This is a genomic window from Comamonas kerstersii (assembly GCF_008801935.1).
Classification (GTDB): Bacteria; Pseudomonadota; Gammaproteobacteria; order Burkholderiales; family Burkholderiaceae_C; genus Comamonas; species Comamonas kerstersii.
This window is the reverse complement of the sequence record NZ_VZOT01000011.1, coordinates 48,797-70,049: the sequence shown is the minus strand read 5'-3', so window position 1 is coordinate 70,049 and position 21,253 is coordinate 48,797. Positions and strand designations below refer to the sequence as shown.

Sequence of the window (21,253 nt, the reverse complement as noted above, 5' to 3'; positions counted from 1 at the left end):
TCAAGGTTTAGGAGTTCTCCATGAGCATTACACGCCTGGGTACGGCCAACATGTATGACCGCACCATCAGCAACATCAGCAAGCAGCAAGCGGAGCTGGCCAGCCAGATGGAACACACCACGGCCGGCAAGCGCGTGCTGCGCGCCAGTGACGACCCCGTGGCGGCCGCCCTGGCCGAACGCGCCCGCACCCGCCTGGACCGCATCGAGACCGACAAGCGCATGCTGGATGCGCAGACCGCCACCGTCGAGTACGCCGAAGGCACGCTGGGCGAAATCAACAGCGCCGTGCAGGAGCTGCGCACGCTGCTGGTGCAGGCCGGCAACGGCACCTACAACCAGACCCAGCGCGACACCCTGGTCGAGCAGCTGACCAGCCTGCGCGCCCAGGTCCTCAAGTACAGCAACCGCACGGACAGCAACGGCCTGCCCCTGTTCCGCGGTCTGGACACCCAGGCCAACACGCCGTTCCCCAATGGCGGCAACGGAATCCAGTCCGGCCAGCCCAACAGCAGCGAATACACCATCACCAACTCGCTGGATGGTGCCCTGGCCTTCTTCAGCGGCAAGACCGGCAACGGCGTGCTGGCCGTGGACGCCAACCCGGCCAACCAGGGCAAGGCCCACACCGACGCCGGCGTGATCAAGGACCCGGCCACCGCCACCGCGCTGACCGTGCCGGTGACCATCAGCTTCCACGACGACAACGGCGTGCTGTCGTACAGCCTGGATGGCGGCACCACGATGCTGCCCTACAAGGCGGCGGGCGACGCCATCGATGTCGCCGGCATGGCGCTGACCATCAGCGGCGAACCGGCCGTGGGCGACAGCTTCACCGTCAAGCCCAGCGAAACCATTTCCGTCTTCGATGCCATCGACCGCGCCATCTCCACGGTGCGCAACGGCGGCAACCCCGACGGCAGCACCAACTCCGGCGCCCTGGCCCATGGCATCGCCCAGTCGCTGGCCGAGCTGGACACCGCGCTGAACCGCATCTCCACCGTGCGCGGCGTCGCAGGGGACCTGCTGAACCAGGCCAAACGCATGAACAACACGCTGGACGCCCGCGACGAGCAGGTGCAGGCCCAGCGCGTGGCCGCGGAAGACTATGACTCCGAAGGCATGGTGAAGGCGATTGCACAGCTCAAGACCCAGGAAACCGCGGTCTCGGCGGCGCTGCAGTCCTACGCCTCCATCCAGAAGCTGTCGCTGTTCGACTACATCCGCTGAGCGCTGCCCCCACTAGCCTGGGTGCGTGGTCCCGCAACGGCGGGGCCACCCGGTCCCGGGCGGCTGGCAACGGCAGCCCTCCCTAGACCTCAACACGGAGCGCTTGCGCTGTGGAATTCGTTCTCAATGCTTTGGTGATGGGCTATCGCCCGCTGTGGAATGCACAGCGCCACTTGGCGGGCGTGCAACTGTTCCTGCACGACACGCCCGACAACCCGGCCGACACGGCCCACCTGCTGCGCATCCTGCAGGAGATGTGGGCCCCGACCTCGCCGCTGCTGTTGCTCTCGCCCCAGTCGCCCGCCATGCTGCAGGCACTGCTGACGCACATCACGCCCTGCCCGCACTGGGCGCTGGAAGTGCGTGCCCCCTGGCTGCAGCAGCACCCTGCGCTGCAGGAGATGGTGGCCGCCACCTGTGCCCGCGGCGTGCGCCTGGTCTGGCGCGGCGGCATGGATGCGCTGCCCAGTGCCGATCAGGCCTGCAACTACGCCTGCAGCCTGCTGCATCTGGCGCCCCAGCAGGCGCTGCAGCTGATGCGCGCGAGCGCCAACCCTGCGGCCATGCAGGGGCTGGGTCTGCTGCAGGGGCAGATGTACGAAGACATCCACAGCCAGACGCTGGTCCAGCACTGCCTGGAGCATTACCAGGCCAGCGCTGTGGCGGGCTGGCCCACCGAAGACGTGCTGCACCGCGTGCGCGGCACGCGTGCGCTCTACCCCATGCATGCGCATGTGCTGCGCCTGCTCAAGGCCGTGGATGCTGACGAGTCCCTCGAAACCTTTGAAGCCATCCTCAGCGAGGACCCGCTGCTGGCCTACCGCTTCATGCTGTATGCCAACTCGGCCGCTCTGGGTGCACGCAACCCCATCAACTCCCTGCGCCGCGCGCTGGTGATGCTGGGCTATGGTCCACTCAAAGCATGGCTGGCCAATGAGCTGGTACACGCCAGCCATGACCAGGACCTGCAGCCCATCCGCCTGGCTACGGTGATGCGCGCCCAGCTGACTTCGCACCTGCTCGATGCCGGCGTGAGTCAGGAGCTGCGCAGCGAGGTCTATCTGTGCGGTCTGTTTGCACGTCTGAACGAATTGCTGGACGAGCCGCTGGAGACCACGCTCACCCGCCTGCCGCTGTCTGAGCGCATTCCTGAGGCGGCCATCCACGGTCAGGGCCCCTACGCGCCCAGCCTGCAGCTGGCCTTTGCCATGGAAAGCGAAGACAGCCTGATGCAGATTCCGCAGCTGTGCGAGCAGTACGAAATCTCACTCGAGCATGTGAACCGCAGCTTGCTGCGTCTGGCCTGCGAATGGCCCAGCCAGCGTCCTGCCTGGTCACCGACTCCAAAAACAAGAGCTGCCAGCGCTTGATTGGCAATCTTTTCCAATACAAAACCATTTGAAAACGAAGCTGCACAAGCGCTGCACGCTTCGTTTTTTTATGCATGGTAGAAATCCTCTGCCCTGCCGCACAGCCAGCCTTTAGAGTCTGGACATTTTTGTGTACACCTGCGGCATGCCACTCCAAGAATTCACCGCCCTGCTCGTGCTGGCCACGGCCATGAGCTTCACACCGGGGCCTAACACCACGCTCTCTACGGCCCTGGCCGCCAACCATGGGCTGCGCCGCAGCCTGCGCTTTGTGCTGGCCGTGCCCGTAGGCTGGGTGCTGCTGCTGGCGCTGTGCGCCCTGGGTGTGGGAGCACTGGTTACAGGCATCCCGGCGCTGCGCTGGGCCATCAAGGGCGTGGGCATTGCCTATCTGCTGTGGCTGGCCTTCAAGCTCTCGCGCAGCGGCCAGCTTGCACAGGCACAGCAGGCACAGCTGCAAGTCGGCTTTGGTCAAGGGGTTTTGCTGCAGTTCGTGAACATCAAGGCATGGCTTTTGGCGTTGACCATCGTCGCCGGTTGGGTGGCAGGCCAGAGCGATGTCACCACGCGCATGCTGGTCGTGCTGCCGGTGATGGCGCTCTACGCGCTCAGCAGCAACCTGCTTTATGCCTGCATTGGCGCGGCTTTACGCCAATGGCTGGCTCAGGGCCAGCGCCTGCTGTGGTTCAACCGCGGCATGGCTGCACTGCTGGTGCTGACGGCCATCTGGATGTTGCAAAGTTGAACACCATGTTTTTTTCACCTGTGCGTCAGCAGGCAGCAATACTTCGCTTCACAATAGCTGCATCGGCACCGCCGCCTTACCCTGCGCCCCGGTGTCATTGCCACTGTCGGCCCGGCTACGTACGTATTACCCGGGGCTGCATGGCCATGCTGCACAACGGTATGCTCTTTGCAACAAGCTTTCGCCAGCACGCGCACTGTGCGCGCGCGGCTTATTGAGATTGAGTAGTTATGACGAACTGGACCCTGGCTGCACGTGCAGCCAAGATGAACTCCTCCGCGATCCGCGAAATTCTGAAGCTGACTGACCGCCCCGGCATCATCAGCATGGCCGGTGGCCTGCCCTCGCCCGCCAGTTTCCCGATCTCTGCTTTCACCCAAGCTTGCAACACCGTGATGGAGCGTGACGGTGCAGCCGCACTGCAGTACTCCACCACCGAAGGCTTTCCTGCATTGCGCCAGGCGATTGCCGATTTCCTGCCCTGGGATGTGAACCCCGACCAGATTCTGATCACCACCGGCAGCCAGCAGGCGCTGGACCTGATTGGCAAGGTCTTCCTCGACAAGGGCAGCCGCATCCTGGTGGAAAAGCCCACCTATCTGGGTGCGCTGCAGGCCTTCACGCCGTTCGAACCCACCCCCGTGGGCGTGAACAGCGATGACGAAGGCATGCTGATTGACGACTTCGCCGCCAAGGTGGGCACCGGCGAGAACAAGGCCCGTCTGGCCTATGTGCTGCCCAACTTCCAGAACCCCACAGGCCGCACCATGAGCGAAGCGCGCCGCCAGGCGCTGGTGGAAAAGGCCAGGGAACTGGACATCCCCCTGATCGAAGACAACCCCTACGGTGACCTGTGGTACGAAGGCGAGCCCCCGCTGCCGCTGGCCGCACGCAACCCCGAGGGCGTGATCTACATGGGTTCGTTCTCCAAGGTGCTGGCCCCCGGCCTGCGCGTGGGCTTCATCGTGGCGCCCAAGTCGGTCTACGGCAAGCTCACCCAGGCCAAGCAGGCGGCTGACCTGCACAGCCCCAGCTTTAACCAGCGCGTGGTGGCTGAAGTCATGAAGGACGGTTTCCTGCACAGCCATATCCCCACCATCCGCGCCATGTACAAGGTGCAGCGCGATGTGATGCTGATGGCTCTGGAAGCCGAAATGGAAGGTCTGGGCGTGACCTGGACCCGCCCCGTGGGTGGCATGTTTCTGTGGGTGCGCCTGCCCGAAGGCATGGATGCCCAGGTGCTGCTGGCCGAAGCGGTGGAGCGCGGCATGGCCTTTGTGCCCGGCGCGCCTTTCTACGCCGATGAAGCAGAAACCAACACCTTGCGTCTGTCCTATGTGACCGTCTCGCCCGAGCAAATCCGCCAGGGCGTGGCAGCACTGGCTGCCGCCATTCGCGCCCTGCAAGCCAAGTAATTGGCTGCGCCGCCTGCACGGCGGCAGCAGGTAGCGTATCGTTCTCAGCGCACAGTCTGTACAGGCTGTGCGCTTTTTCTTTGCCTTCGGATTTCTCTTGCCATGCACAGCCTTCGCCCCATCCAGCGCCCCTTCATGACCGTCGACGTTTTCACCGCCATGCCCTACAAGGGCAATCCGGTGACCGTGGTGCTGGATGCCACGGGGCTGGACACCGCACAGATGCAGGCCTTTGCACGCTGGACGAATCTGTCGGAAACCACCTTTGTGCTGCCGCCCAGCGCAGCGGCACGCGCCCAGGGTGCGGACTACCAGGTGCGCATCTTCACGCCAGCGGCGGAAATGCCGTTTGCAGGACACCCCACACTGGGCACCTGCCACGCCTGGCTGGCGCAGGGCGGGCAGCCACAGCAGGCCGGGCACATCGTGCAGGAATGCGCCAAGGGACTGATCACCATTGAACGCACGGCCGATGGTCTGTCGTTCGCCAACCCTTCCACCAGCGCCATTCCACTGCCCGCCAATCTGCATGAAATCTACGATGCCGTTGGCATCACCACCGAGCAGGTCATCGACGCAGCTTATCTGGACAACGGCCCCCACTGGCTGTGCCTGCTGCTGGACAGCCCCGACACCGTGCTGGCGCTGGAGCCTGACCTGGCACGCATCAAGGCGCTGGGTCACAAGGTGGGCGTGGCCGCGCTCTATCAGGATGGTGACGCCACCCCACTCATTGGCCGTGCCTGCCGCGAAGCCGAGGCGTTTTCTACCGGCCTGCGTGCAGAGCACGCGCCATCGGCCCAGGCCCAGCTGGAAGTGCGCGCCTTTTCCACCACGGGGGTGGAAGACCCTGTCACCGGCAGCCTCAATGGCAGCCTGGCGCAATGGCTGCTCAGCCAGGAGCACCTGCAGGCCCCCTACATGGCCAACCAGGGCGCCTGTGTGGGCCGTGACGGCTGGGTTGCCATCCACCAGGATGCCGCCGGGCAGGTCTGGGTGGGCGGCCAGACCGTCACCTGCGTGCAGGGCAGCGTGATGCTGTAAAGCATCTGCAACCCCCAGCTGGCAACCGATACATAGCTCCCGTGCAGCACGTCTGATGCCCCGCTGTCAAGGCTGTTGCATCACCTGCATTGCCTCTTACAGGCGCAAGCAGGTATTGCTCAAAAGCAAATAAAAACAATTCTCAATAACTTAGAATTGCTGCTTTTCAGCCTCTTTGCCTACTTCTATGTATCGCTACCTGATTGCCAGCGCCATCGCTTTGGGCGCTACAACCATTGCACCTGCTTTTGCAACTACACCGGCAGCTGCCGCTACCAGCCAAATTCAGGCACAGGATGTGCTGCAGCACTACAGCAGCCTGGTATATGCCAACTACAGCGACAGCATTGCGGCAGCCAAGCAGATGCAGCAAGCGATTGATGCCTTCATCGCCAACCCCAGCCAGGCTACCCAGGATGCAGCGCGCAAAGCGTGGTTGAATGCGCGCGAGTTCTACGGGCAGACCGAAGCCTTCCGCTTCTACGACGGTCCGATTGACAACGAAGATGGCCCCGAAGGCCAGATCAATGCCTGGCCCATGGACGAGTCCTATGTGGACTATGTTGTGGGCGATGAAAAAGCTGGCCTCATCAATAACCGCAGCGAAGCCATCACCAAAGAGCGTCTGGCTGAGTTGAACGAGCACGATGGTGAAGAAAACATCTCCACCGGCTGGCATGCCATTGAGTTCATGCTCTGGGGACAGGACCTGAATGACAACGGCCCCGGCGCACGCCCCTTTACAGACTTTATCGATGGCAAAGCCCCCAATGCAGACCGCCGCCGTCAATATCTGCAGGTGGTCACAGAACTGCTGCTGGAGGATCTGCAGTCCGTAGCGGATCAATGGAAGCCCGGCGTCAAGGACAACTTCCGCGCGGAATTTGAAAAAGGTGGCGAAGCATCTTTGCGCAAGATTTTTGTGGGCCTGGGCTCCCTGTCCCGCGGAGAGCTGGCAGGAGAGCGTCTGGAAGTAGCCATGGCCAGCCGTGACCAGGAAGATGAGCACTCCTGCTTCTCGGACAACACCCACCGTGATGCCGTCGCCAATGCCCAGGGCATTCAAAACGTCTGGCTGGGCAGCTACAAGCGCCTGGACGGTTCCGAACTCAAGGGCCCCGGCCTGCGTGACTGGGTGGCGGCCCATGATAAGGCGGTTGCAGAAAAAACCACCTTGCAGATTGCAAAGTCTGTGGCTGCAGCCAATGCCATTCCCGCACCATTTGACCAAGCCATCCAAGGGGCACGCGACAGTACTGCACGTGCCAAGATTCAAACCACCATTGATGCACTGACCCAGCAAAGCAAGGACTTGGTAGAAGCCGCCAAGGCTGTTGGCTTTGAACAGCTGAATCTGGTCGAACCCTAAACCTTGCGTTGATTAAAAAGAAGAGCTGCTATCGCTTGGTACAGCTGAATTTCAAAGCTTTATCTCTTTGAAATTCAGTCAAAACAAGCGCTAGCAGCTTCAGTTTTTATAGCTATCAAATTTAGACTTTGTCTATTGCTGGAATCTACGCAATGAAGCACCTCCCCGTTCACATGACGCTACTGGCCTCTGCCTTGATTTTGGCGGGGTGTTCTGCACAACAGTCTAGCGACTCCAACTCCAACAGCAGCAGCACACCTTCGCAACTGTTTGCACCGCCTGATGCCAATGCTTTACCTGGGGGCAACACTACGGTGTACTCCAACGGGCGCAATGCGTTTTCTTTGCCTGCAGCCAACCTGAACGATGCCGAGCGCACGCGCTTTGCCGTTGGCAACTCTTTCTTCAAGCGCAACTGGGTACAGGCCCCCGCTTCCACCACGGCGCGCGACGGTCTGGGGCCCCACTTCCTGGCACGCTCTTGCGGTGGCTGCCACGTGCAGGATGGCCGTGCGCAGCCGCCTGATTTTCATAACCCTCTCACGCCCCAGCCTTTTGCGGGCTTGCTGATTCGTCTGTCTGTACCCGGCACGGATACACACGGCGGCCCTAAGCATGAGCCCGTTTATGGCGACCAGTTCAACACCATGGGTATCAATGGTGTCAAAGGAGAAGGGCAGCTCAAAATCAGCTACGAAACCGTCCATGGCCACTATGCCGATGGCACAGCCTACACGCTGGAAAAGCCCATCTACCATTTTGAAGAATTGGGCTACGGCCCCATGGCGGCAGACTTCATGTTCAGCCCACGCATTGCGCCGCAAGTCATCGGACTGGGTTTGCTAGAAGCCATTCCTGAATCGGAAATTCTGGCCAATGCCGCAGCCCAAGCCGCCACTGCCGGCCCCATCAAAGGCCAGGCTAACTACGTCTGGGATGCCTACGGGCAGCGCATGATGCTGGGCCGTTTTGGATGGAAAGCCAACGTCGCCAGCCTGGCGCACCAAACAGCGGCTGCCTTCCACGGCGACATTGGCATTACCTCAAAGCATTTCCCGCAGCAAACATGCACCGCGGCACAAGCCGATTGCCTTGCGGCCCCCAACGGCAATGCACCCGGCAAAGATGGTGTGGAAATTGAAGACTATGTGCTCGATGACGTCATCTTCTACCAAGCCACTCTCGCGCCTCCTGCTCGCAGGAACCCGAAAGACGAGCAAGTGCTGCGCGGCCAAGCGCTGTTCCATGCTGCACAGTGCGCGCAATGCCACCGTCCCAGTTACCAAACTGGTGAAGCCCTGTTCCCCAGCCTGAGCAGCCAGGCACTCAGCAACCAGACCATCACTCCCTATACCGATTTGCTGCTGCACGACATGGGAGAGGCACTGGCTGACGGCCGCCCTGACTTTGCCGCCAATGGCCGCCAATGGCGCACACCGCCTCTGTGGGGCGTCGGCCTGCTGACAGCCGTGAACAAGCACCATCGACTGCTGCACGACGGCCGTGCCCGCGGCGTGGCTGAGGCCATCCTGTGGCATGGCGGTGAGGCGGAACAAGCCAAGGAACACTTCCGCCATCTATCCGCCCAAGACCGTGAGGCTTTGGTGAAATTTGTGGAATCTTTGTAATGCGCAACTTCTCTCTCGCTATCCCTGCCGCGTTCTCTATATGTCTCCTCAGCGCCTGCACGACCACCACCGAGACGCCTGTTCGCTCTGCAGCGCCTCTGACCTCAGGCGCTGCTGCTCAAGCCTTGTACAGCCAATGGTTTGTGCCGCAGTCAGCGCAGACCAGTGCCGCCGCAAACCAGTTACAGCAACGCATGCACAACTACTGCGCTGGCAAAGCAGACATCACCGCAGTGCGTACGCAATTTGTGCAAACCAGCCAGCAGTGGGATCGCCTATCTACCCTTGCGATGGGACCACAAATTGAACGCCGCACAGCACGCATGGTGGACTTTCAGCCCATGCGCATGCCGCTGCTCAAATCCGCCCTGCGTAAAGCACCCAAAGATTTGGCTGCCATGGAAACCATTGGCGCACCAGCCAAAGGACTGCCTGCCGCAGAGTATTTGCTGTGGCCCGAGGTAGCTCAGCCACACACGCCACAGTGCCACTACGCCACCTTGGTGACTGCCGATATTGCCCAAGAGCTGCTGGCCTTGTATCAGGCCAACCAGGCTGCTGCCCAAGATAGTCCACTGGACTTTGAGAGCAATGCAGAATTCTTGAACCAATGGATTGGTGGTCTGGAGCGCTTGCGCTGGCAGTCTATGGAAAAGCCCTTGCGCAGTGCCACAGCCAGTAAACCCGCACCGCTGACCCGCGCCGCCAGCCAGGGCACGCTGCAAAGCTGGCAAGCACAGTGGACAGCACTTCAACAGCTGGCGATTGGCATGCCCCAGCAGCCCCACCATGTCAGCATTACTGCGCTGGTAGAAGCCAGGGGATGGAGTCACCTGGCACAAGCATTACGCACCGCAACCCAGCAAGCAGATGCGGCGATGCGTGCAGTCACAGCACCCGATCTACAGGCTATCGCACCTGCCAGCGAAGCGCTCCGCCAGCTGAAGCATTTGGTAGAAACCGATGTGGCCATGGCCCTGGACATCAGCATTGGCTTTTCTGACGCCGATGGCGACTAAGACTCCCATGCCAACGACTCGCAGACAATGGCTGCAAAGCATGGCTGTGCTAGCCATGCTGCCCCTGCATACATGGGGCCAAAACAGAGCCAACAGCCAGCACGTGCGCTTTGCTGCTGCATGGGCACAAGGTTCAGACCTGTTTGTGGGTGTACTGGCCGCCCCCAGTGCGCCTGAGCAGCCACTGCACATCGTGCAAGCACACAGCATTCCGACCCGAGCCCATGGCATGACACAGCTGGCAGATGGCAGCTTGCTGTTTGCCAGCCGCCGCCCCGGCGACTGGTTGCTGCACATTGCGCCGAGCGGACAAGAGCAATGGCTGTGGATTGAGCCTGACCGGGCCTTCAACGGCCATGTAATTGCCAGCCTGGATGGCCAGCACCTGTACACCACGGAAACCGATCTGGCCGACAGCCAGGGGCTGATTGGCGTGCGCGATGTACACACCCTGGAAAAAATTGCCGAATGGCATACAGGCGGCATGGACCCTCACCAGCTGCTGCTGGACAAGGACGGAAGCATCATGGTGGCCAATGGTGGCATTCCCACTCAGCCCGAGACCGGGAGGCGCAAGCTCAAGCTGACGCACATGGACTCCTCCATTGTCAGACTGAGCCCGCAAGATGCTGGAAGCATTGCTGGCCAATGGCGTTTGCCAGATCGTCGCCTGAGTTTGCGCCACCTGGCCTGGGGGCCAGCGGTCGCATGGGAACCACAGCAGCGCTGGCTGGGCATTGCCTTGCAGGCCGAGCATGACCACCCCGAGCACAAGCAGTCCGCCCCGGTACTGGCCCTGCTGGACGGCCAGCACCTGCATGCCGTGCCCTTGCCTGCAGGCGCGCAATGGCAAGGTTATGGCGGCGACATCAGCAGCGACGGCACACACTTTGCTGTCAGCTGCCCACGCGCCAACACACTGACGTGGTGGCTTCCTCCTGAAGCGTCAGACGGCACCGCCCAGTGCGTGCAACAGAACACGCAGCAAGGCGTGTACTGCATCAGCAACGACAGCGTGGTGACCCACTCTCTGAAAGCACGTAGCGCCATGCTGTGGTCTGGAGGCAGCCATCAGGTACTGCAATGGCCTCAAGGCCAGACCATTGCTGCAGCAGTACCACTGGCGCTGGATAACCACTGGGTGCAGATCTGAAAAAATCTACGCCTAAACAGCAACGCCAGTTTTGATTCAAAACTGGCGTCGCTTTTCATCAGAAAGGCTTCTGCCTGCTACAGGTTTATAAAAGTCTGAGCCACTCTACCAAGGCGTCAATCTCTTCGGCATTCAAGTTAATCGGCTTCATGTGTGGAGACTTCGGCGGTATATAGGGGTCTGTCGCCGGGTCACCTGCAACCACCCCCATACCAATGTTGTACAGACGCATGAGGCCATGCATGTCTGGGAACAAACCGTTGTGCATCCAGGGGCCTCCTTGCACGACACCGCGCAAGCTCGGCGTCTTGAACCGGCCTAAGTCTTCCTTGTCACGTGTAAATTCAAAGCGGCCCAGATCTTGATTGCGCCGGCCATAGAACGACAGGCCCAGGTCATGGAACTCGTTGTCTGTCAGCAGCGCACCACTGTGGCAATTCATGCAGCGTGCTTTCGTCCGGAACAGGTGCAAGCCCAGAAGCTGCTGGTCAGACAGGACCTTTGTGTCGCCAGCAATCACTTCATCCGCCAACGTTGTCGATGGGCGCAGGGTGCGCACGAAACTGGCAATGGCCGCCACCATTTCATCCTCATCCACCTTCTGAGTGCCGTAGGCCGTCTGTATCAGCGCCTGGTATTGGGGCTGTGCATTCACATGGGCCACCGCAGCGTCGAGCGTGTTGTTCATCTCAAAGGTGTTCTGGATGGAGCCCTTGGACTGTTCTTCCAGAGAGCCTGCACGGCCATCCCAGAACAGCTTTTCCGAGAATGGCGCAGCAAACAAGGTCTGTGCACGACGACGCCCCATGAGCTTGTCCTCACCCACACTCTGCGCCAGCCCATCGGTAAACGCCTTGTCGGCTTGATGACAAGAAGCGCAAGAGACCGCGCCCTTGCGCGACAAACCCGGGTCAAAGAACAGCACCGCCCCCAAAGCACGCTGCGCTTCTGCCTTGGCATCCGCAGGCGGCTGCACCGCAGGAACCGGTGCCATTTCCTTCCATGCCTTGCCTTCATCAATCACCGGCTTGGGCCAATGCCCAGGGGTTCCCTGGTAGCGAGAGCGCAGGCACTCGATATTCCAGCCTGCTTGCTCTCCACATTCGAAGGCCTGGTTGTCCACGGGACTGAGCAAGCGTGCCAAAGCCGTGTTGGGAGCAGAGGCTTGGGCGAGTTTGGTGGTGGCGTTAGGCTCCACGCGTATGGTTTGAGCCATAGTGGTCATGCTCGTCAGCCAAACAACCGCGCCTGCGATACTCCAGAAAGTACGTCGCATATTTCTTTTTAGACTCCGTCTCATTGTGTATGCCATAAAACTAAAAGCGCAGCCATTCCTAGCTGCGCACTTTTAAATACTGTCGCTTTAATCAGCTTATCAAGCGACACTCATTCTCAGAACTCATACCCAACGTTCAACCAAATTTCACGTCCGGTCTGATAACGCACATTGTTCGCAGCAGTCGGTGTTGCCACTGCAATCGGCGCCATGCGGTTGAGCAGGTTCAGAACATCGACATTCAGAAGCAATCCCTTGATCTGCTGCGGCTTCCAGGTGATGGAAGTGTCCCAGGTCCAATACGATGCAAGTCGCTGAGAGCCATAGCGCTCTAACTGCTCTGGCTTGGCAGAAACCCCCAGGTATGTGATGCCACTTTTGCTGCTATTCCAATTGACACGATTCCCCCAGGTCACACCTTGTTTTTGCCAGACCCCTGTCCAGCCAATGCTCAGCCGCCGCGGTTGATTGAAATCACTGGCAGGCTTGTCTTTGCGCAGGATCTTTTGATCGTTATAAATAATCACGTCATCTGGCAGGCTGGCTTCTGCAGCCCAAGCCTCGGCCATATCATGGTTGCGCCAAGCATCGTGCCAGCTGAAATCGACCCGACCGCGCCATTGGGCAGCCAGCGCATTCCAGGGACGCAGCGTCTGCAGGCTCAACGTAGCCGTTTCAGACTTGCCATAACCACCATTCGTGTATACGTATTGGCCATCAATGGAATCGCTTGTCACCGAGTCGCGACTCGTGCGCCGCACATAGGTAAGCCCAGCTTCCAGATATTCAGACAGCTGCTGCGTTACCCCGAAGGCCCATTCATCAGAACGCGGCGTCTTCACACCATCGATCAGATGGATTTGGCCTGCGGCAGGCTTATCGACAGGGTTGCCTTTAGAGTCAATCAGCTGGCGCTGCAGCTTGCTTTTTTCCTGGCTCAGCGCATAGCCCAGCAGGTCCAGACCGAAGTAACGCGACCAGCCAATCCCCAGCTGTGTCTTGCCATTGCCCAGCACGTCCCAATCGACACGGCCACGCGGCGCAAAGTTGGTATTCTTGAAATAGTTGTCACGATCAACCCGCGCGCCCAGTATCGCGCTCCAGTTGCCCCACTGCATGGTGTCACTCACATACAGCGACGTGCTGTTATAGCCAGCCTTCACCTTGCCAGCCATATAGTGGGTTTTATTGAAATACTTTTGCGAGCCATCCAACTGCTGTACGGCGCGATAGGCATACGCATCTTGCTTGCGGTCAAAATGCGCATCAATGCTTTGCGCGTCGACGCCCGCATAAATCTTGTGACTCACCGCTCCTGTTTGCAGCGTCTTCCAGTCCATGCGCAACTTGGCAGTCACCTGTTGCTGCTCCAAGGCTTCTGTGCCAAATCCCCCATAGGTATATTGGCTGAGCGACTTGTCAGCAAACTGCTGCGTGACGAACTCCGTCCCGCTGGAGTTACGCTGCGCATTCAATTGGTCCAGACCGAACTTCAGGCTCAGCTTGCCAACATCCAGCACCTGTGTGGCATCCAGGCCGATGCCATAAGCTTTTTGCTGATTGGTCCATGCAGTATCGGCAAAAAAATTGTCGACCAGATGTTCCTGGCGATCGGCGTATTTCAACGTCAGATTGGTATCTAGCCCCTGTCCCCAGCGCCTATGGAACTTGGCAAAAACGTTGTCCACCTGGTCACTATGGTCGGTCGCGACCAATCGCGTCGTTTTGCCATTGGGGATACCAGAAGTACGGTCAAGCACCTTGCCTGTGCGCTGAATCTCCGACTCACGCCGGGAAAAAGCCAGCAATGCGGCAGTCTCGTCTGACAGTTTTACATCAGCGTTGATGCTCGAAAAGTGTTTCTTCCAGCGTGCCGAATATCCGGGCTCCCCCTCCTCCCAGGCTTCTGTCACGCGGGGCGGCATTTTCTGTTGCGTCAAGTTTGAGCTGTTAAAGCTGCGCTTGACCTCCACCTTGTTGGTGCCCTGAGGCGTTTTGATCTGTGCATCGACCACACCACCCGTAAAACGCCCAAACTCGACGGGCACACGGTTGTCATACACCTCCACTGAATCAAGCAGTTCTGTGTCAATGTTGTAGGCCTGCGAAAACCCAGGCACATTGCCCACTTGCAAATTCAGGTTCTGATTTTGAGGACTGATGACATTCGTAGCACTGATGCCATCGACCTGAAACTGATTCTGGTACGGACTCTGTCCATGGATGGAGAAAGACTCTGGTGCTAAGCTGCCGCGATTACCAGCCCCATTTACTGTGGGGTTCTGCCGCACGGCAGGATGGTTCGCTACCAGTGAAGAGATATCGCGATTACCTTCTGGGGTTGCATCCATCTCTTCACGTGTATAAACGCGCACCTCCAAACTTTGTGCTGTCACGTGGACGGTCGGCATGCTTTTTTCTGCTGCACTGTGGCCACTTTCATCATCTACTGCCCACGCAGCACCTCCTACCCCGCATGCCGCAGCTACTGCGATGACTCTCTCCCACGTGGCCATGTTTTTTCACCTCTCCATTTGTATCTTTAAAGAATCAGCGATTCTATATAAAAATAAGAATGGTTATCATTTAGATAATCAGTAAAAATACCTTGGTCACGCAAAAGACAGCCTCTTCAAAAGGCCTTAATCAGAATCCCTGTGCATGGGAACCATCTACCTTGTTCGCCACGGCCAGGCGTCTTTCGGGGCCGATAACTATGACCAGCTCAGCGCACTGGGCCTGCAGCAGGCGCAGCAGCTGGGGCGTTACTGGCAGGAGCGCGGCATACGCTTTGATGCGGCCTACACCGGCACGCTGCAGCGGCATGTGCAGACGCTGGCGGGCATACAGGACGGCCTGCCCGGCCTGCCCGAAGCCACGGCACTGCCTGCGCTCAATGAGTACGACAGCCATGCACTGATACGGTGTATGCAGGCTGAGCCTCTGGGCCCAGCCTGCACGCCCGAAGGCTTCAAGGCCCACTTTCGTCTGCTGTGCGATGCGCTGGCGCAATGGATGGCTGGCGTCATTTCCCCCGAAGGCATGCCCAGCTGGCAGGCCTTCTCAGACGGGGTGCGCCATTCACTGGAGCAGATGCGCCAGCAGCACCATGCAGGCCAAGTGCTGGTGGTCAGCAGCGGCGGGCCGATTGCCACCGCTATCAGCTCCGTGCTGGGCACTTCCCCCGAAGTGGCGATCGCCCTCAACATGCGCATCCGCAATACTGCCATCACAGCGCTGAGCATGAGCCCCAAGCGTCTGATGCTGCAAAGCTTCAACACTCTGAACCATCTGGATACGCCAGACACCCGAGGCTGGGAGACATTTGCCTGAAGGCATAGACAATTGCTGGCAAAGCACTACAGCGATGTAAGCACATGCTGCAAAGTGCAGGTCTGCACAAGAATTCGCAAGCATTTGTCACACGGCCGGTGCACAATGGTCAGTCCGACCTTCAGGGATGCAGTATGTCTTCTTCCGTCAGCCTTGACACGCATGCACCGCGACCACCTGCTGCTACGCTCCAGCGCTGGCAGCGCCTGTGTGGCGATCAGGCGCTGGTGTGCCTGCACCTGTTCGCACACAGCAGCCAGGTGCTGATCTACGCACAGCCGCACGGGTCCGACGCGCCTGTGGCCCTGCAACTGCCTCTGGGGCTGGACCTGCTGGCGCAGCAGGTGTTTGGCAACCGCATGCCGAACGAGGCCCAGCTGGAACACGGCATCATGCTGGTCGAAGACACCATCATGCCTGTGGCCACCCAGATTCCAGCGCACAGCATGCTGCTGCTCAATGACCGGCTGCTGCATGCCGTGGGTCGCAGTGCACTGGGCCGTGCCCAGGCACACACCCACAGCGTGCGCCGCGAGGCGGTGGAAACACTGTTCAATCTGCTGGTCATGCAAGCCATGCACCCGCAGGTGCCCATCCACGATGTGCCGCAGACCCCGCAGGCCGCAGCAGCCCTGCTCATACTGCGTGAAGTGCTGCACCACTGGCAGCTGGAGTCCGTGCTGCTGGACGATCAACCCAGCGGCTGAGGCTGCCCACCTACCGTGCCCTCAGGCAGGGCATGAATTTCTGCGCACAGCTGCGCCAGACTGGCAGCAGCCCCCTGCACCAGTGCTTGCCCGCGCTGAGCATCTGCGGCAGCGGCATTGCCCGCTGCGCCCTGAGGGTTGTAGTCCTGCATGGCCCAGCCTAGCTTGGCGCTTTTGCCATTGCCCAGAATGGGAAACTGCCGGGCTCGCACTTCGGAACTGCTGGCAAAGTTGCGCGCATGCTCCATGCGCACCAGCTCAGGTGCCAGATGCAGCATCATGGAAGTCTCGGTCTCGCCACCATGCACACCAAAGCGGTGTTCATGGGCGCTGAAGGCTTCGTTCACACCTGCTGGCTGCGGCAGGTTGAACCAGCTGCTGTGGTAGACCAGCAGCCCGCACTGCATGCGCAGCTGGCGCGCCACGATGTCCATGCTGCTCACATTGCCGCCGTGGGCATTAAAGATCAGCAGCTTCTTCACCCCGGCACGTGCCACGCAGACCCCCAGCTCCGTCCAGAGGGCCAGCAAGGTGGCTGGAGACAGGCTCAGCGTGCCCGCGTAGTCCTGGTGCTCCAGACTCAAGCCAATAGCCTGCGTAGGCAGCACCAGCACCGGCACATCGGCAGCCATCAGTGGCAGGGCCGCGTCCACAACGCCTTCGACCAGCGCCGTATCGACCTTGAGCGGCAGGTGTGGGCCATGCTGCTCCACCGCGCCCACCGGCAGGATGGCCACCGTCTGCGCCGCCAGGCCGCTGCGCTGGGCAAGCGCAAAGTCACGTGCGGACACATCGGCCCAGCGCCTGGAAGGCCAAGCCTGCAATGCAGCAGCATCTGCCATGTCAGAAGAAAAAGAGGTGGTGTTTTGGCACATGCTGCAATCTTAGGCGCTGTCCGGCAGACTGGGCGCACGATAGACCCACAATCCCTCTATGCCCTCCAGCCCTACCCGAGACCTGACCCAAGGCCCTATTGCCCGCACCCTGGTGGTGTTTGCCCTGCCCATTCTGGCGGGCAATGTGCTGCAGTCCCTCAATGGCTCTGTCAACGCCATGTGGATCGGTCACTACCTGGGTGAAGCCGCCATCACCGCCACGGCGAATGCCAACAACATCATGTTCCTGCTGATTGGGCTGGTGTTTGGCGTGGGCATGGCTGCCACCATCCTCGTCGCGCAAAGCATGGGGGCCAAAGATTTGCAGCAGGCCCGCCGTGTCATGGGCACCAGCGCCACGTTTTTTGGTCTTGCATCGATAGGCATTGCGGCACTGGGCTACCCGCTGTCACGCCACATTCTGAACTGGATGGGCACGCCAGACGCAGCCTTGCCGCTGGCTGAAAGCTATCTGCGCGTCATCTTTCTGGCCATTCCGCTGCTGTACCTGTTTGCCTTTGTCTCGGCCATTTTGCGCGGTGCAGGCGATACCCGCACCCCGTTTCTGTTCCTGCTGCTGGTGGTGGTGCTGGACGTCATTCTCAACCCGGTACTGATTTTTGGCTGGGGGCCATTCCCGGCCATGGGCATCACCGGCGCGGCCACCGCCACACTGGTGTCCAACGCCATCAGCTTTGTCGCCATGCTGCTGTGGCTCTACCACCGCAGACACCCCTTGTGGATTGGGCGCAGGCAGCTGCACTACTTCCTGCCCCATGCGGCCATCCTGCGTGCGCTGGTGGTCAAAGGCCTGCCCATGGGCGCACAGATGGTGATGATTTCGCTGGCCATGCTCATGATGATGAGCATGGTCAACAGCTATGGCATTGACACCTCGTCCGCCTACGGCGCGGCGCTGCAGCTGTGGACCTATGTGCAAATGCCGGCCATGGCCATCGGCGCGGCCTGCTCCACCATGGCGGCACAGAATGTGGGCGCCAAGCTCTGGCAGCGCGTGGATGGCACCGCCACTGCAGGCATCTGGTGCAACATCTGGATGACCGGTCTGCTGATCATTCCGCTGGTGCTGCTGGATCGCCATGTACTGGGCCTGTTTCTCCCCGCAGGCAGCGCCGCGCTTGAGGCAGCGCGCCACCTCAACCACATTGCCATTGGCTCGTTTGTGTTCTTTGGCGTGACCTTTGTCATCTCCGGTGTGGTGCGCTCTACCGGCGCCGTGATTCCACCGCTGGTCATTCTGGCCATTTCGCTGTGGGGCATACGCCTGCCGCTGGCCAAATGGCTGCAGCCCTGGCTGGGTGCAGATGCCATCTGGTGGAGCTTTCCCGCAAGCTCCATCTGCGCCATGCTCATGAGTCTGGCCTACTACCGCTGGGGCCGCTGGCGCGAGGCACACATGCTGCCCACTGCCGATGAAGAGACCGTGGCCACACCCGCCGAAATTGGCGGTCAGCCCCCAGCCCCTGTCTGCGCCTTGCGGCGCCTGCACCAGCCCGACGCCCCGTCATCACGCCCTAGGGCGTGTTCACATAAAGCTTGAGATTCGCGTTGAAGGCTTGGGGATGGGATGCTAGGCGCGGTGGCGCAGCAATGCCGGGCGCCTTGCAAGCCGCCGCAACAACGCAGACCGCCCCAAGCCTTCAACCCCATTTGTGATCTCCATAATCAGGGGCAGCGAACCCAATGTTGATGTGAACACGCCCTAGCTGACCCCGCAGCGCAGGCAGAAAAAGCTGCACACCGGGTGCGCGGGGAACCACAATACGGTTTCTGCCTCCAAGCTTTGCCATGCCAACTCGCCGTTTCTTTTCTTTCCGCCGTTTCCATGCACAAGCGCTGACCCTGGGTGTTGTGGCATGGCTGTTCTGTGCCGTCCTGCTGCCCATGGTTGCCCATGCCCAGCTGCGGCTGAATCTGGGCAGCGCTGCTGCCGCAGGCCCTGCAGACACCATCACCACCCCGCATGTGCAGGCACAGCTGGTAGCTCTGGCTCCGGAAGGTGTGGCAGCTGGCAAGCCTTTGACGCTGGGGCTGCGCATCCAGCACCAGCCAGACTGGCATACCTACTGGCAGAACCCTGGTGATTCCGGCCTGCCCACGCAGCTGAGCTGGACACTGCCTGCGGGCATGCAGGCTGGTGATATCGACTGGCCCGTCCCCCAGCAGATTCGTGTGGGCGACATGCTCAACTACGGTTATGAAGGCACGGTACTACTGCCTGTGCCCGTCACCGTTGGCAGTGCATTTCAGCCCGGTACCGACCACAGCACCGAGCTGCGCCTGCATGCTTCCTGGCTGGTGTGCCGTGTGGAGTGCATTCCGGAAGAAGGCGAATTCCTGCTGCGCCTGCCCACCGATGTGAGCGACACCCAGTGGGCCACCGAATTTGCACAGGCGCTGGCCCAGGTGCCGCAGGCTCTACCTGAAGCGCAAGCCAGCCTCAGTGCCCAGCCTGATAGCGACCGCGTACAGCTGCGCGTGCAAGGCCTGCCTGCTCTGGCGCAGGGACAGACCCTGGCGTTTTACCCGCAAACGGCAGATACCTTTCAGCATGCAGCACCCATCGCCCAGCGCTGGGATGGCAATGTCTGGAGTGCCGAGCTGCCGCTGTCCACCATGCGTGGCGACACGCCGGCCATGCTGGACTTTGTGCTGGGTCTGCCCGGTGCCACAGGCGATGTAGCCCATGCGCCCCCCTCACAGGCCTGGCAGCTGACAGCAGCCGTACAAGGCCAGTGGAAAGCGGCAGAGCTGGCTCAGGTGTCCCCTGCACTGGCGGCTGCACTGGCGGCCAATCAGGCTGCAGCACAGCCCATCAGCGATGTCCCCAGCGCCAGCAGCTGGGCCATGGCACTGGTCGGTGGCCTGCTGGGTGGCCTGCTGCTCAACCTCATGCCCTGCGTCTTTCCGGTGCTGGCCATCAAGCTCATGGGTTTTGCACGCCATGGCGGTGACCAGCGCGCGCAGCGCCACGGTGGTCTGGCCTATGCAGCCGGGGTGATTCTGAGCTTTGTGGCGCTCGGTGCTCTGCTGCTGGCCCTGCGTGCAGCGGGTGAGCAACTGGGCTGGGGCTTTCAGCTGCAATCGCCCTTGGTGGTCGCCGCGCTGGCAGCACTGTTCACCCTGATCGGCCTGAACCTGGCCGGTGTGTTTGAGCTGGGCAATATCGTGCCCGACCGCGTAGCCAATCTGCATGCGCGTCACCCGCTGGGCGATGCCTTTGTCTCCGGTGTCGTGGCGGTGGCGATTGCCTCGCCCTGCACCGCGCCCTTCATGGGTGCTTCGCTGGGCTTTGCCGTGGGCATGCCTGCTGTGCAGGCGCTGGCCGTATTTGCCGCGCTGGGCATTGGCATGGCCCTGCCCTATGTGCTGGTGAGTTTTGTGCCTGCCCTGCTGCGTTGGCTGCCACGTCCCGGTGCATGGATGAACACCTTCCGCCGCGCCATGGCCTTCCCCATGTTTGCCACCGTCGTGTGGCTGGTCTGGGTGCTGGGCCAGCAAAGCGGGATTGACGGGGCAGCCGCCCTGCTGGCGCTGCTGCTGTGTCTGGCCGCCCTCGTGTGGGTGCTGACGCTGCAGGGCCGCACACGCGTGCTGCTGGGTGTGCTGGTACTGGCATTTTCGGCATGGCTGGTGCAGGGCATGGGCCGCTCCATCACCGAGCCTGTCGCGCAGGCCAGCCAGAGCAGCAGCAGCTGGCAGGCGTGGTCCCCCGCCGCGCAGGAGCAGCTGCTGGCACAGGGCCGCCCCGTGTTTGTGGACTACACCGCCGCATGGTGTGTGACCTGCCAGTACAACAAGCGCACTACGCTGTCGGACGCCAAGGTACTGGCCGACTTTGCGGCTCATGGCGTGGCCCTGCTGCGCGCAGACTGGACGCGGCGCGAGCCCACCATCACCGCCGCGCTGGCGGCCCTTGGCCGCAATGGTGTGCCCGTGTATGTGCTACTGGCACCAGGCAAGGCGCCCATCGTCATGACCGAGCTACTCACCCGCCAGGAAGTGCATGACGCACTGGCAACGCTCTGATAAAAATAGCTGCCAGCGCTTGAAAAACAAAGATTTCAGT

At 60.8% G+C, this 21,253-nt stretch carries 16 protein-coding genes; 13 read left to right on the top strand and 3 right to left on the bottom strand.

Features of this window, described 5'->3' with window-relative positions; genetic code table 11:
• Positions 1–20: 20 nt before the first annotated feature.
• The 9 genes from flgL (at position 21) to F7P80_RS13340 (ending at position 10,972) form a co-directional block, all read left to right on the top strand.
• Complete coding sequence (gene flgL, locus F7P80_RS13380) at positions 21–1,229, top strand: flagellar hook-associated protein FlgL (RefSeq protein WP_151045451.1); 1,209 nt, start codon at positions 21–23, stop codon at positions 1,227–1,229.
• Positions 1,230–1,339: 110 nt separating this feature from the next.
• Positions 1,340–2,599 carry an HDOD domain-containing protein gene (locus F7P80_RS13375; RefSeq protein WP_249041476.1) on the top strand — a complete coding sequence of 420 codons (1,260 nt, stop codon included), beginning with the start codon at positions 1,340–1,342 and terminating at the stop codon, positions 2,597–2,599.
• 145 nt (positions 2,600–2,744) lie between these two features.
• On the top strand, positions 2,745–3,344 hold the full coding sequence (locus tag F7P80_RS13370) for a LysE family translocator (protein WP_054066006.1): 600 nt from the start codon (positions 2,745–2,747) through the stop codon (positions 3,342–3,344).
• Positions 3,345–3,574: 230 nt separating this feature from the next.
• Complete coding sequence (locus tag F7P80_RS13365) at positions 3,575–4,759, top strand: aminotransferase-like domain-containing protein (RefSeq protein WP_058879488.1); 1,185 nt, start codon at positions 3,575–3,577, stop codon at positions 4,757–4,759.
• A 102-nt stretch (positions 4,760–4,861) separates the two neighbouring features.
• On the top strand, positions 4,862–5,803 hold the full coding sequence (locus F7P80_RS13360) for a PhzF family phenazine biosynthesis protein (RefSeq protein WP_054066008.1): 942 nt from the start codon (positions 4,862–4,864) through the stop codon (positions 5,801–5,803).
• Positions 5,804–5,990: 187 nt separating this feature from the next.
• The gene (locus F7P80_RS13355) at positions 5,991–7,172 is read left to right on the top strand and encodes an imelysin family protein (RefSeq protein ID WP_054066009.1); all 1,182 of its coding nucleotides are present in this window, start codon (positions 5,991–5,993) and stop codon (positions 7,170–7,172) included.
• A 152-nt stretch (positions 7,173–7,324) separates the two neighbouring features.
• On the top strand, positions 7,325–8,800 hold the full coding sequence (locus F7P80_RS13350; RefSeq protein ID WP_211372042.1) for a di-heme oxidoreductase family protein: 1,476 nt from the start codon (positions 7,325–7,327) through the stop codon (positions 8,798–8,800).
• The gene (locus F7P80_RS13345) at positions 8,800–9,819 is read left to right on the top strand and encodes an imelysin family protein (protein WP_151045448.1); all 1,020 of its coding nucleotides are present in this window, start codon (positions 8,800–8,802) and stop codon (positions 9,817–9,819) included. Before F7P80_RS13350 ends, F7P80_RS13345 begins: the two co-directional genes overlap by 1 nt.
• 7 nt (positions 9,820–9,826) lie before the next feature.
• Positions 9,827–10,972, top strand: a complete 1,146-nt coding sequence (locus F7P80_RS13340; RefSeq protein WP_240183996.1) for a DUF1513 domain-containing protein — start codon at positions 9,827–9,829, stop codon at positions 10,970–10,972.
• An 85-nt stretch (positions 10,973–11,057) separates the two neighbouring features.
• Here F7P80_RS13340 and F7P80_RS13335 read toward each other — a convergent pair whose 3' ends face one another.
• Positions 11,058–12,188 carry a cytochrome-c peroxidase gene (locus F7P80_RS13335; RefSeq protein WP_151045445.1) on the bottom strand — a complete coding sequence of 377 codons (1,131 nt, stop codon included), beginning with the start codon at positions 12,186–12,188 and terminating at the stop codon, positions 11,058–11,060.
• Between the two features lie 176 nt (positions 12,189–12,364).
• Positions 12,365–14,659, bottom strand: a complete 2,295-nt coding sequence (locus F7P80_RS13330) for a TonB-dependent receptor plug domain-containing protein (RefSeq protein WP_170265389.1) — start codon at positions 14,657–14,659, stop codon at positions 12,365–12,367.
• 250 nt (positions 14,660–14,909) lie between these two features.
• Here F7P80_RS13330 and F7P80_RS13325 point away from each other — a divergent pair, with 250 nt between their 5' ends.
• Together F7P80_RS13325 and F7P80_RS13320 are read left to right on the top strand one after the other, a co-directional pair.
• On the top strand, positions 14,910–15,581 hold the full coding sequence (locus F7P80_RS13325; protein ID WP_058879485.1) for a histidine phosphatase family protein: 672 nt from the start codon (positions 14,910–14,912) through the stop codon (positions 15,579–15,581).
• 134 nt (positions 15,582–15,715) lie between these two features.
• Positions 15,716–16,288: a hypothetical protein gene (locus F7P80_RS13320; protein ID WP_151045439.1), complete on the top strand. Its 573-nt coding sequence runs from the start codon at positions 15,716–15,718 to the stop codon at positions 16,286–16,288.
• Here the strand turns inward: F7P80_RS13320 and F7P80_RS13315 are convergent.
• Positions 16,273–17,130, bottom strand: coding sequence for a creatininase family protein (locus tag F7P80_RS13315; RefSeq protein WP_151045436.1), 858 nt, complete (start codon positions 17,128–17,130; stop codon positions 16,273–16,275). The genes F7P80_RS13320 and F7P80_RS13315 overlap by 16 nt on opposite strands.
• A gap of 91 nt (positions 17,131–17,221) precedes the next feature.
• Between F7P80_RS13315 and F7P80_RS13310 the strand changes: the two genes are divergently transcribed.
• Complete coding sequence (locus tag F7P80_RS13310) at positions 17,222–18,724, top strand: MATE family efflux transporter (protein ID WP_151045433.1); 1,503 nt, start codon at positions 17,222–17,224, stop codon at positions 18,722–18,724.
• A gap of 248 nt (positions 18,725–18,972) precedes the next feature.
• The gene (locus tag F7P80_RS13305; RefSeq protein ID WP_151045429.1) at positions 18,973–21,213 is read left to right on the top strand and encodes a protein-disulfide reductase DsbD family protein; all 2,241 of its coding nucleotides are present in this window, start codon (positions 18,973–18,975) and stop codon (positions 21,211–21,213) included.
• The last annotated feature ends 40 nt before the right edge of the window (positions 21,214–21,253 follow it).